The 12045-nt window shown below is 68.6% G+C and carries 9 protein-coding genes; 6 read left to right on the top strand and 3 right to left on the bottom strand.

Annotated features, from left to right (window positions below; translation table 11 throughout):
- The first annotated feature begins 442 nt into the window (after window positions 1-442).
- From QHF89_RS42540 to QHF89_RS42530, 3 genes are read left to right on the top strand one after another with little or no spacing between them, the layout of a single operon-like run.
- Window positions 443-1987, top strand: coding sequence for a sugar ABC transporter ATP-binding protein (locus QHF89_RS42540; RefSeq protein ID WP_136968079.1), 1545 nt, complete (start codon window positions 443-445; stop codon window positions 1985-1987).
- Window positions 1984-3009, top strand: a complete 1026-nt coding sequence (locus tag QHF89_RS42535; RefSeq protein WP_136968080.1) for an ABC transporter permease — start codon at window positions 1984-1986, stop codon at window positions 3007-3009. The genes QHF89_RS42540 and QHF89_RS42535 overlap by 4 nt, the downstream gene beginning before the upstream one ends.
- 42 nt (window positions 3010-3051) lie before the next feature.
- Entirely contained in the window at window positions 3052-3996 is a 945-nt protein-coding gene (locus QHF89_RS42530; protein ID WP_284721662.1) for a substrate-binding domain-containing protein, read from the top strand.
- Window positions 3997-5018: 1022 nt separating this feature from the next.
- Here the strand turns inward: QHF89_RS42530 and QHF89_RS42525 are convergent.
- Window positions 5019-6077: a hypothetical protein gene (locus QHF89_RS42525; protein ID WP_136968082.1), complete on the bottom strand. Its 1059-nt coding sequence runs from the start codon at window positions 6075-6077 to the stop codon at window positions 5019-5021.
- Window positions 6078-6327: 250 nt separating this feature from the next.
- On the opposite strand from QHF89_RS42525, the gene QHF89_RS42520 reads away from it, so the two are divergent.
- A complete protein-coding gene (locus QHF89_RS42520; RefSeq protein ID WP_136968083.1) occupies window positions 6328-7227 on the top strand; it encodes a hypothetical protein in 900 nt (299 codons plus the stop codon).
- 60 nt (window positions 7228-7287) lie between these two features.
- Here QHF89_RS42520 and QHF89_RS42515 read toward each other — a convergent pair whose 3' ends face one another.
- Both QHF89_RS42515 and QHF89_RS42510 read right to left on the bottom strand, forming a co-directional pair.
- Window positions 7288-7494 carry a hypothetical protein gene (locus QHF89_RS42515; RefSeq protein ID WP_136968084.1) on the bottom strand — a complete coding sequence of 69 codons (207 nt, stop codon included), beginning with the start codon at window positions 7492-7494 and terminating at the stop codon, window positions 7288-7290.
- An 11-nt stretch (window positions 7495-7505) separates the two neighbouring features.
- Window positions 7506-8888, bottom strand: coding sequence for a hypothetical protein (locus QHF89_RS42510; RefSeq protein WP_284721661.1), 1383 nt, complete (start codon window positions 8886-8888; stop codon window positions 7506-7508).
- A 484-nt stretch (window positions 8889-9372) separates the two neighbouring features.
- Here QHF89_RS42510 and QHF89_RS42505 point away from each other — a divergent pair, with 484 nt between their 5' ends.
- Together QHF89_RS42505 and QHF89_RS42500 are read left to right on the top strand one after the other, a co-directional pair.
- A complete protein-coding gene (locus QHF89_RS42505; protein WP_284721660.1) occupies window positions 9373-11613 on the top strand; it encodes an FG-GAP repeat domain-containing protein in 2241 nt (746 codons plus the stop codon).
- A 170-nt stretch (window positions 11614-11783) separates the two neighbouring features.
- Window positions 11784-12044 carry a hypothetical protein gene (locus QHF89_RS42500; protein ID WP_136968087.1) on the top strand — a complete coding sequence of 87 codons (261 nt, stop codon included), beginning with the start codon at window positions 11784-11786 and terminating at the stop codon, window positions 12042-12044.
- Window position 12045 lies beyond the last annotated feature (1 nt).

The raw sequence follows: 12045 nt of genomic DNA, 5'->3' as shown, positions 1-12045 counted from the left end.
CGCGCCCTCGTGGAAGCGTGAGGCGTCGCGCCGGGGCGCTGCCCCGGTCCCCGCGGGGGGCTGTCCGCCCCCTCGACCCCGGACCAGCGAGGCGCTGGACCCAGGGTTGAAAAACTGCGCTCCGCGCAGTTTTTCAAACAGGCCGACGAAGAAGCCGGGTTGCCAGCCGAACCCGCAGCGCGGCTGTCTTGGTGGGCAGGGTCGCGGCTGGTCTTGCCCCGGGCCTGTTCGAGGAACTGCGCATCGCGCAGTTCCTCGAGCTTGGGTCCAGCCCCTGGCTGGTCCGGGGTGGAGGGGGCGGACAGCCCCCTCCTGGGGCCTGGGGCAAAGCCCCAGCGCGACGTCGCCGAATGCCGTCCCGGGCATTGCAGCATCGCTCGCGCGGCCGTGACCTTCGCCCCTTCCGTACCGCTCCACCTCGCACTACCCTTCCCACGCCCGTATGGCTGAGCCCGATCGTGCGTCCGCTCCGGTCGTCCGCATGGAGCGCATCTCCAAGCGGTTTGGCCGGGCGACCGTCCTCGACGGGGTCTCGCTCGATCTCCACGCTGGCGAGGTCCATGCGCTCCTCGGGGAGAATGGCGCGGGCAAGAGCACCCTGCTCAAGATCCTCGCCGGCGTGTACGCGGATCACGGCGGCTCGATTCTCCTCGATGGCAAGCTGGTCCGTCCTCGCTCCCCGGCGCATGCGGGCGCGCTCGGGATCGCTGTCATTCATCAGGAGCTCTCGCTCCTGCCGGCGCTCTCGATTGCGGAGAACCTCTTCGTCGAGCGACCTCTTGGTTGGTTTGGCTTCATCGATCGCCGGCGAGAGCGCGCCCGCGCCGCGCGGATCCTCGCCGAGGTCGGGCTTGATCTCGATCCCGACTTGCTCGTCGAGCGCCTCTCGCTCCCCGAGCGACAGCTCGTCGAAATCGCGCGGGCCCTCGGCCGCGGCGCGCGTGTGCTCATCATGGACGAGCCCACGAGCGCGCTCGCGGGGCCTGCGATCGATCGGCTCTTCGAGCTCATCGCCGGCCTCCGGGCGCGTGGCGTCGCCCTCGTGTATGTCTCGCACCGCATGGAGGAGATCGAGCGGATCGCCGATCGCCTCACGGTCCTGCGCGACGGCCGCGTCGTTGGCTCTGCGCGCGTGGGCGAGATCCCGCTCGATCAGGTCGTCACTTGGATGCTCGGCCCGCGGCATGCGCCGGCCGACGTTTTGCCGGTCTCGCCCTCGGCGCGGGACGAGCGGCTCGCGGTCGAGGATTTTTCCGTGGATTCGGTCGACGGCGAACGGCGCCTCGTCGATCGGGCTTCGTTCGTGGTGTCCGCGGGCGAGATCGTCGGCCTCTTCGGCCTCTCGGGCGCGGGCGCGAGTGAACTCTTGCTCGGGCTCTCCGGGGCGCTCGGCGCGCGCGCGCGGGCCAGAGCCGTGCGAATCTCGTCCGTGCCTGTTCGAATTGGATCGCCGCGCGAGGCGAGGGCGCTCGGCGTCGCGTTCGTCCCCGCGGACCGGACCACCATGGGCCTCGTGCCTGGCATGACGGCCGAGCACAATGGGACCCTCGTCGTGCTCCCGGCGCTCTCGCCGCTCGGATGGTTGCGCCCTGCGCGCGAGCGCCGCGCGGCCCTCGCCATGGCGGCGGACGTCGGCCTTCGGCCCGAGGCCCTCGCCATGGATGCCGCCACGCTCTCGGGCGGCAACCAGCAAAAGGTCGTCCTCGGGAAATGGCTGCTCGAAGCGCCCCGCGTCCTTCTTTGCGACGAACCCACGCGGGGCGTCGATATCGGCGCCAAGGCCGAGATCCACGCGAAGATCCGCGCCCTCGCTGCTGCGGGCGCGGCCGTCCTCGTGGCGGGCTCGGACGCGCGGGAGATCGCCGCGCTCGCGGACCACGTCCTCGTGCTCCGACGCGGCCGGATCGCGGCCGACGTCGCGCGCGCCGAAGCGACCCCGGACGCCCTGCTCGCCCTCGCCATGGGCCACGACGAGGCCCGCGCATGAGCGAAACCCCCCAACACCTCGAAACGCCCGCCCCGCGTTCCCCCGGAAAACCCGCCGCGTGGCACCACGCTCCCCTCGCGCGTGCCCTGGTTTCCCTCGCGCTCGTCCTCGCCCTCGGCGTGATCTTCCCCGCCGAAGGCGCCTTCTTCCGCCTCGGCACGCACCAGGGCGCGCTCCGGCAGGCCTCCGTCGTCGGGATCCTCGCTTGTGGCCTGCTCCCCGTGATCCTCGCGGGCGGGATCGATCTCTCCGTCGGCAGCGTCCTCGGCCTCTCGGCCGTCGTCGCCGCGAAACTCAGCATTCACGCGGGCGAGCCGGCCTGGCTCTCCGTGCTCCTCGTGCTCGGGATGGGCGCCGCGTGCGGGGCGGCTTCGGGCTCGGTCGTCGCGTTTGCCCGCGTGCAGCCTTTCGTCGCGACGCTCGCGATGATGGTCTTTGCCCGTGGCCTCGCAAAAACGACGAGCGGAGGCACGAAAGTCGCGACGGCCGTCCCCGGGCCGGACGGCGTCCTCCGTTATGTCCAGGTCCCGCCGCTCTTTCGCGCGCTCGACGCCCAGGTCTTCGGCGGCAACGTCGCCGCCGTCACGCTCGTCTTCCTCGCCATTGCCGCGATCGTGGGCGTCGTATGCGCCCGCCACCGGCTCGGCCGGTATCTTTATGCCGTCGGGGGAAACGAGGAGGCCGCGCGTTTGTCCGGGGTCCCCGTGCGCGCCACGAAGATCCTCGCCTACGCGATCTCCGGCGTCTGCGCGGCCGCCGCGGGCATTTGCCAGGCCGCGCAGGAGCAGCAGGGTGACCCCGAGGCCGGCGTCACCTACGAGCTCACGGCGATCGCGATGGTCGTCATCGGCGGCACGAGCCTCAAGGGCGGCCGCGGGGGGATGGGGCTCACGCTGCTCGGCGTGCTGACCATTGGGTACCTCGACAAGATCCTCAGCATCAATGCCGTGCCGGAGGCGAGCCGGCTCATGCTCACGGGCGCCATCGTGATCGTCGCGGCGGTGGCCCAGAAAAACGCTTGAGGGGCGCGCGGAGGGCCGCCCGGAGGTCACAAGGAAATGTCGTTGGATGGGCCTTTCTTCACACGTCGCACGGTTCTCCTCACGCCCCTCGTCCTCGCCGCGGGCTGCGCGCGCGAGCCCAAGGGATCCAAAAAGGCCCGGTTCGTGATCGGGATGTCGCAATGCAACCTCGGCGAGCCCTGGCGCGTGCAGATGAACGCCGATATCGCCGCCGCGGCCAAGGAGCACCCCGACATCGAGGTGATCTTCAAGGACGCGCAAAACGACACGCTCAAGCAGCGGGCGCACGTGGAGGAGCTCGTCGCGGCGAAGGTCGACGTGCTCTTCGTGAGCCCCAAGGAGGCCCAGCCGCTCACCGAGCCGATCGGCAAAGCGTTTGATGCGGGCCTGCCTGTCATCGTGCTCGATCGGGCCGTGCTCGGGGAGCGGTACACGACGTTCATCGGCGCGGACAACAAGAAGATTGGCCGCGCGGCCGGCGAATGGATCAAAAAGGTCCTCGGCGGCAAGGGCAAGGTCGTCGAGCTGAAGGGGCTCATGACGTCGACGCCGGGGCAGGACCGGAGCGCGGGGTTCCGCGAGGCGATCGCCGGGTCCGAGATCGAGATCGCGTTCGAGGCCGACATGAAATGGCTCGAACCCGAGGCGCGCAAGGAGATGGATTCGGCGCTCGCGCGGCTGCCGAAGATCGACCTCGTCTATGCGCACAACGATCCGGGCGCGCACGGCGCCTACCTCGCGGCGCGGGCGGCGGGCCGCGAGAAGGAGATGAAGTTCGTGGGGATCGACGCGTTGCCCCACGAGGGCGTGAGCTACGTGGAGCAGGGGATCCTGGACGCGACGTTCCAGTATCCGACGGGCGGGCGCGAGGCGGTGGAGACGGCGTTGCGGATCTTGAAGGGGGAGTCCGTGCCGAAGACGATCACGCTCGGATCACGCCGGTTCACGAAGGACGACGTGAAGAAGGGCGGCGAGCGTATCGAGTGACGCCGCGGGGGGCGGGGGTGGGGCGCGGGGATCACGCGTGCCTTCACATGCTCGCCGGGCTCGTCGGCAACGGCTGGGGCTCCGTCGACGGGCTCGTTCCGGTTGCCGGCAACGGCTGGGGCTTTGTCGACAGGGTCGCCGTGGATGCCGGCAACGGCTGGGGCTTTGTCTGCATGGTCGCCGTGGTTGCCGGCAACGGCTGGGGCTTTGTCGACAGGGTCGTCGTGGTTGCCGGCAACGGCTGGGGGCTTTGTCGACGGGGTCGCCGTGGATGCCGGCAACGGCTGGGTCTTTGTCGACAGGGTCGCCGTGGTTGCGGCAACGGCAGGGGTCTTTGTCGACAGGGTCGCCGGGCTTGCCGGCAACGGCTGGGGTCTTTGTCGACAGGGTCGCCGCGCTTGTCGGCAACGACTGGGGTCTTTGTCGACAGGGTCGCCGTGGTTGCCGGCAACGGTCGGGGTCTTTGTCGACGTGCTCGCCGCGCTTGCCGGCAACGGCTGGGTGCCGGGCATTCGAGTGTGACGCCCGCGGGACACTGTCACGCCCGCATGACGGACTTCTGTCACGCCCGCATGACGGGCGTCTGAAACGCGTTCACCTCATGAGGCGCGCGTTTTCGTCGCCTCGGCAAAATCGCCAGAGCGCCCCCTCCTCGGCGGGTGCGGCACGGGGCGTGCTTCATCACGAGAAAGGCAGCGCGGCGGCGAGGTTCGCCTCACCAAGAAACAACGCTTTTTGCTGCCCCGGAGGTTACGCCATGTCCATCTACGCTCACGCTCGCAGAATCGTCCTCGCAACGCTCGCGCTTGGCGCCATTGGGTTCGCTGTGGTGCCATTGAATGCTCAGCCGCTCCCCTTTACCTCCTGCTGCTACACAAATGAGGCGGGCGGATTGACCTGCCGGCCGAAGGGCACGAACGAGACGGACTCGTGCATCGGCGAAGCCTACCCCATCAAGGCCAATTGCGATTCTTGGGGAACCTGCACGAAGCTGTAGGCTCCAGACCGAGATCTTCCAATCGTCACGGACGAGAGAGCGCCCGCGCCGTGTCCTCGACCGTGTTCGTCTCCTCTCCGACCGTGAGCGCCCGTTCGTCGAGCGACCAGGGCCCCTCCAGCGGGATTCGCCCATAGCGGCCTGTCCGGGGCTCGGCGACGAGGAGCTCCCACATGCCATCGTCGACGTGGCGATCGGCCGCGACCAGGTCGCCCGCGCAGGCGACCCGGCCGAGGCTGGGTTGCCGGAGCTTGGTCACGCCGGTGGAGACAAAAACCCAGCTCGAAGCGCCTCTGTCCGTGTCGTGGACGATCACCCCATGATCGGTCGTGTACACCGCGCGCGGGCCGCACCGCGCGACCTGCTTCAACCCATGATGGTTATGGGCATGGTATGCGAGCAGCGCATAAGGCGCGGCCTGCGGGAGGTCCTCGGTCGGCTTCAAGGAGGATGCGAGGGAGCGATACGCGGGATCCGAGAGCACGACGACCTGGCTCGGGGGCAACGCCGGAGGGCCGGGAGACCAGACCGGCGTGTACTTGCCGGTCTGGGCGAAGGGCGGGCGGGCCGGACCGGGCACGCGGAGGTGGTGGTCGAGCAGCCGATGGAAAGAGCCGTCGATCGTCCCGCCGCCCGAAGCGCCGAGCTGCCGCAGATGCGCGCGACCGTAGAGCAGGTCGATGACCCCCTCGACCAGGCGGGGGCGAGCGCCGATCGCCGGCGGCAGCGCCGTCAATGCCAGGAAATGGCCGAACGACGAGCTCGTGTCGATCGTGGACGCCGGTCCACCGCAGGGAGACTCGATCTTCAGGACAACGCCCCCGGAGCCGCTGCCACCTTGATCCTGCGCTTCCCAGCAGTCCTCGGCGCCGTCGCCGTCGAGATCGGCCCGTCCGCTGGAAGAAGGCTCATCGGCGGCGAGCTTGCCGGAGAAGAGCGTCGCCGGGCTTGGTGAAACAGCCGGGGTCGCGCGGAGAGCGGGAAGCGCGGGCGGACCGTCGCGGGGGGGCTCCCGGCAAGCCGCTGCGCAGAGGACCAGCGCGGGGAGGATGGACGCTTCGAGGCTCTTTTGGGCTCGGCTCATGAAGTCTCTGGCCCGGTCGCCGCGTGTGATCGAGGCGGGAGTGAGGGCGCCTAAGGTGACAAGGGGGGCGGCCGCTGTCCAGAGCCCCGCGCCCCCAACGCTTGCTTTGGTGATCTTTTACAATATGGCTGGCGCCATTCCGGCGAAAGCGCGACGCAAGGCATGGGCGTGGCTTCTGCGGCATGGGTTCGCCCTCCGAATTTCGACCCTCACGAGTGCAGGATTTCCGTTGCGGTGGTACATGCTCCGCGTGGCCATCTCAAAAGAGAAAATGCAGAGCTGGGCGATGCGGATGATCGAAGAGGCTCGCCCGCCGTCGCGGACGATGACTGCTGTGGATGACCTGCTCGCGTTACGTAGCTTCTTCCAAGGGGACCGGACGATCTTGTTCGGCATGAAGACGACGCCCGACGCGTTCGAAGATCCGAGCGCGCTCGTCGAGGAGGCGCTCGACGTGCTTCGTGAATGGTTCGATCACTTCGGCGAGATCGGCGATGCGGAAGAGCAGGCACGGCTCTACCACCGACTCCAGTACCTGATCGACATCCCCGAGCCCGAGCTCGTACGCCAGGAACGCGCGGCCAACGAGGCGCGTGAATCCGCGAAGCGCGACGCATTGAGCGTCCTGCCACGACCGCTCGACGCGGTCGCCGCGGTCTCTCCGTCCCTCGCGGCCGCGCTGCAAAACCCCCAGGGCGAACGTGCCGAGGACTTTTTCGCCGAATACGGGGAAGCGCTGACGCCCAAGGGCAAGACGTCGCTCGACATGTCGAACTTCGATTGGCTGGGCGCCGACCCCGACTGGGACGAGCTTGTCGGCTCCCGATTCGACGCGCCGTTTTTCCCCATCGCCGGAGCGGATGGCGACTACGTCGGCGTGCTCGTCTTCTTCGAGGCTCCGGACGACGCCGCCGTCGTCCTCTACTATTCGCACGAAGAAGGCTTCTTCTTCATGGCCGAGAGCCTTCAGCACTGGAATGCAATGTGCGACGCGGCCTCGGCCGGCGGTCGTGGCGTGAAGAAGCAGGTCGACCGCGCCCGCGGCCGCGGACCACGTTGGAAGATCGACGGCGCTCTTCCGCCGAACGCCTATGGCGATGCGTTCGCGCGGGCGGAGGTGATCCTCGAACGCCTCCGCGGCGACGGCTGAGGCGCGAACGCTCACGTCTCCAGGAAGCTGGTCACGCTCGCCTGACGCCGCAGGCCGGATTTAGCCGCGCGGCGCCGTCACGAGCTTCGTGCCACAGAACGGGCAGAACGCGATCGCGGGGCCATACGTCCGCTGATATCCCCCCATGCCGGACGAGCCCTGCTCGAGATCGGCGAGCCAGAAGCCTTGTGCATCTTCGCGCACGAATCTGTAGTTACGTGCGTCGACAAAGGCGTTGCACGAGCATCCCGTCACATTCTTCGTCATCGTCTCACCTCTCAATCGGGCCATACCACGACGAGGACGCCTTCGTCGACGGCGGTTTGAATGGCCCGCGCTGGCGCCGCGAGCACGCACCCGTCTTGCGAGCCGGTCGGGAGCTCGACGAAGCGGTCGTCCGACCCGCGCGCCTCGCACAGCGTGTTCAGGAGCGCCAGCGCCGGCTCCACCGTGATCCAATCCGTGGTGTTGCCGGCGACGATCTCGTAGGTGCAATCCGGCAAGAACGCGCGCAGCCTGTACGCGTCGCGCAATTGATCGGGGTCGTTCACCGGCCGATACGCGTCCTCGTCCTCGTCCTCGTCCTCGTCCTCGTCGTCATCGAAGAACTCATGGTGCGGCACCTCCTCGAAGAGGACGTCGTCGAGCACCGGCGACACGAGCCGCGCCAGGCGAGCGAGCACGTCGTCGTAGTGATTCGGGTACGCGTCGGTCTCCTTCGCGAAGAGGGCCGTACGCGACCCGAGGACGTTTTCGATCGTGAGCGCAACAGGCCCCCCGTCGGTGAGCTCGGAGAGAAGCCCCACGTCGTGCGCGTAGCGCGCAAGCGCGCCGGGCTCCGGAAACTTCACGAGCGGCGCGACCCGCGGGGCCATCCCGGGGTCCTCCACCATCTCGGCGATGGCGACCGCGTACGCGCGATCGAGCTCCGTGAGCTGTTCGAGCGCGTGAAAGCGGACATCGTATTGCTCGGTCTCGTCCGTGACCACGACCGTGAGAGCGGCGAGCACGTCCCCGCGAAGCTCGGGGTGAGCCGCGAGCACCTCACGCGCGCCATCCCTCAGCTCGCGCACCGCGAGGAACGGATTCGCGAGCAGCGCGCGCCGCGCCTCGTCGGGCTCCGGCTCGTCGGGCTCGGTGCGTGCGCCTTGCCTCGCACGGCGCATCGCAGCATACGTCTCTCGTGCTTCGTCGTCGACGACGTCCGACGCGAAGAGTGCATCGAGCGTGGGTGAAGCGCTTTGCGGACCGAAGGCGATCGTTCGCGCCAGCGCCGCGCGCGCCGCGCGCGAAATGGATTCGTCGGCGAGGCAGCTCTGTAGCCAAGAGACGACCTTCGGCCCGATCGAATCGTCGCAAAGCAAAGCGCGCACGCGATGCCCGTAGGCCGTGCCGGCATCGTGGCCTTCCGCTGCAGGTGCATGCGAGAGGGCGCGCGTCACGTCATCGAGGACCGCCACGTCCCCCCGACGCAGACGAAACGCGATGAGCCCCAGCGGCGCGTGCTGCGACGCGTAGTGATCGAGCGCGGGGCCCACGCTAGGCAGCGGGAGATCGAGACGCGGCGAGCGGCCGGGGATGGGCGAAACGTCCGCATACACGAAGGGTTCGCCGTCGATGCACGCGAGCGGCGTGCGTGGCGTCTCGTCGGTTGTTTCCATCGGTCCTCTCGTCGACGCGCTCACGAACGGCTCGTTCCGCGCCCCAGGCGCGGGCGGTTCATTTCGCACGAAACTACGGTGCCGGCTCCGCGCTTGGCGCGGGTCGCGAGGCGGCGGAGCTTCCATGCGGGGATGGTTGCCATCGAGGGGATCCTTTTCAGGAAGGTGCGGCCCGCAGGAAAGCCGGAGGGATGGGGGAAGGTCAAGGTGGTTTTGCAGGCGGAGGGAGCGAGGGCGGGAGAGGGAGCGGCGGCGGACGTTGTGAATCCGCTTCAAATGTGAGAGGGTGCGCGATCAAAACCATCGCCGCGTACATGAAAGTTCAACGAGGACCTGCACAAGGCGGGCGTCTTGCTCACGGCCGAGGGCTGACTCCGGCGGGGCAGGGGGCCTGCTTCGCCCCGAGGATGCTTGCCATTGATAAGGTCGCCGGCCGCGTCTACGCGTCGAGCTTCGCCATCTTCAACATGATCAAGGAGTCCGTATGAATCGAGCTTCCCCGCTTGCTCTGGTGTGCTTCGGTTTTCTCGCCAATTCACTCGGTTGTGAGCTCATCGCCGCGGTCGATCGGAGCCAGATCGAGAACTCGGGTGGCGCCGGCGGAGCGACGAGCGCCTCGTCCTCCAGCAGCAGCGGCACCGGCGGCATCGGCGGCACCGGCGGCACCGGCGGCGAAGGAGGCGAAGGAGGCGAGGGTGGCAGCGGCGGCAGCGGCGGAAGCGGCGGAAGCGGCGGCAGCGGCGGAAGCGGCGGAAGCGGCGGCAGCGGCGGCAGCGGCGGCAGCGGCGGCGGCAGCGTGGAGTGCAGGGTCCCGGCCGACTGCCCCGGCATGGACGACGCCTGCCAGACCCGCACCTGCGCGCAGGGAAAGTGCGGCCTCGACTTCGCCCCGGCCGACACCGCGCTGCCCGCGCAGACTGCAGGGGACTGCAAGAAAGCCGTGTGCGACGGCAACGGCGCCACCATCGCCCAGAACGACGACACCGACCTGCCCGACGACAGCAAGCCCTGCACCGACGACGTCTGCACGGCCGGCGTCCCCTCCAACCCGAACAAGGCCCAGGGCACAACGTGTGGGGCTGGCCTCGTCTGCGACGCGAACGGCGCCTGCATCGGCTGCAACACCGCGGCCGATTGTCCCGGCACGGACGACGAGTGCAAGGTGCGCACGTGCACCGCAGGCATGTGCGGTGCGGCGTTCACCGAGGCGAACATCCCGGTGGCAGCACAGACCGCGGGCGACTGCGTGACGGCGGTGTGTGATGGCAGCGGCAACATCGTCGCCACCCCCACCAATACCGATCTCCCGCCCGACGACAACAACGCCTGCACCGACGAGGTCTGCACGGCCGGCGTGCCGAGCTACCCGAACAAGGCCGACAACACGGCCTGCGACGACGGCAATGCGTGCACCGTGGCGGATACCTGCCAGGCCGGCGCCTGCACGAGCGGAGCCCCGATGGTGTGCACCGCGCTCGATCAATGCCATGCGGCCGGCACCTGCGACACGAGCACGGGGATGTGCTCGAACCCCGTGCAGGCCGACGGCTTCGCGTGCAGCGACGGCGACGGCTGCACCACGGGCGATACCTGCCAGAACGCTGTTTGCACCGCGGGCCCCCCCCTCGTCTGCGGCACGGGCATGAACTGCGTCAGCGGAGCGTGCGTCTACCCGGCCTGCACCGGGACGAACCAGTTCACCGGGTCGACCTTGCCCGCTGGCACGTCTCCCCGATCGATCGCGGCGCTCGATCTGAATGGCGACGGCAAGACCGACCTCGCCACCTCGAACTTCGGCACGAACAGCGCGAGCGTGTTCCTTGGCAACGGCGACGGCACCTTCGCCGCCATGGTCGACTACCCCGTAGGCACGCAGCCCAGCAGCGTCACGCTGATGGACCTGAACGGCGACGCCATGCCCGACATCGTCGTCACGAATGTAGGAAGCGACAACGTGAGCGTGCTGCTCAATGCGGGGAACGGCACCTTCGCCGCCAAGGTCGACTACGTGGCGGGCACGGATCCCATCTCTTCCGCGGCGATGGACCTGAATGGCGACGGCAAGCCCGATCTCGCTGTTTCGAACCTCAACAGCGCCACCGTGAGCGTGCTTCTTGGCAATGGCGACGGCACCTTCGCCGCCAAGACCGACTTCCCCGTGAGCGGGGGCCCCGGCCTTATGGTGGCGATGGACCTGAATGGCGACGCCATGCCCGACCTCGCCATCCCGACCCAGGCGAACGGGGGGGGCGTCAACGTCCTGCTCAACACGGGGAACGGCACCTTCGCCGCCAATGTCAACTACCCCACGGGCGCAGCGGCCCTCTCGGTCGCAGCGCTGGACCTGAACGGCGACAGCAACCCCGACCTCGCTGTTGCAAACGCGAGCGCGAACACGGTGAGCGTGCTTCTCAACAACGGCGACGGCACCTTCGCCGCCAAGGTCGACTATTCCGCGGGTGCAGGACCGACCGGCGTCGTGGCGCGGGATTTCAATGGCGACAACAAGCCCGACCTCGTCGCCACGAGCGCTTCCACCTCCACCGTGGGCCTATTTCTTGGCAACGGCGACGGCACCTTCGCCGCCAGGGTCAACTACCCCACGGGCGCTCTCCCCTACAGCGTCGTGGCGTCCCATCTGAACGGCGACAGCATGCCCGACCTCGCTACAGCGAACGCGAACGGCAACTCCGTGAGCGTGTTGCTCACGACGTGCACCCCGTAGGACGGTCGGCTCCATCTCCCGCGTTGCGTCGTCGGCATTGAACCGCAGACGCTCGACCGCATGGATCACGTCATCGCCACGCTCGTGCGCCGCGGGAAGGGTTGGGCGTGAAGGGGGGGGCGGGCCGTCCTTCGTGGGCGGCCCGCGCCAAAGGCCTATCGTCGTGTGAGGTGGTGGAGCGTGGCGATGACGTGATCGCGCGTGTCGTCGAGCTCGGGATTGACTCGGTCGATGGAGCCTCGAGCATCATCCCCGAAGTTCGTCGTGGATCACGCAAGCGGCATGAGCATCCAGCCGAAGGAACCGTGGAGGAGGTCGAGCAGGGGCTCCTGCTCGCTCCGAGACACGCGTCGGCGCCGCAGCCTGGCGGCATCGGGCGCGCCGCCGGATTGGGGGGCTGTTCCGAAAAACGGGTTAACGAAATCGACTGAA

The organism is Polyangium sorediatum (genome assembly GCF_029946465.1).
Classification (GTDB): Bacteria; Myxococcota_A; Polyangia; order Polyangiales; family Polyangiaceae; genus Polyangium; species Polyangium fumosum.
The sequence above is the reverse complement of the archived record's forward strand: the minus strand, read 5'-3'. Positions and strand labels throughout refer to the sequence as shown.

Excerpts from the sequence above, each read along its gene's own strand:
- QHF89_RS42540 (WP_136968079.1), top strand. The coding sequence starts at position 443 with ATGGCTGAGCCCGATCGTGCGTCCGCTCCGGTCGTCCGCATGGAGCGC.
- QHF89_RS42535 (WP_136968080.1), top strand. The coding sequence starts at position 1,984 with ATGAGCGAAACCCCCCAACACCTCGAAACGCCCGCCCCGCGTTCCCCC.
- QHF89_RS42525 (WP_136968082.1), bottom strand. The coding sequence starts at position 6,077 with ATGAGCCGAGCCCAAAAGAGCCTCGAAGCGTCCATCCTCCCCGCGCTG.
- QHF89_RS42515 (WP_136968084.1), bottom strand. The coding sequence starts at position 7,494 with ATGACGAAGAATGTGACGGGATGCTCGTGCAACGCCTTTGTCGACGCA.
- QHF89_RS42510 (WP_284721661.1), bottom strand. The coding sequence starts at position 8,888 with ATGGAAACAACCGACGAGACGCCACGCACGCCGCTCGCGTGCATCGAC.
- QHF89_RS42505 (WP_284721660.1), top strand. The coding sequence starts at position 9,373 with ATGAATCGAGCTTCCCCGCTTGCTCTGGTGTGCTTCGGTTTTCTCGCC.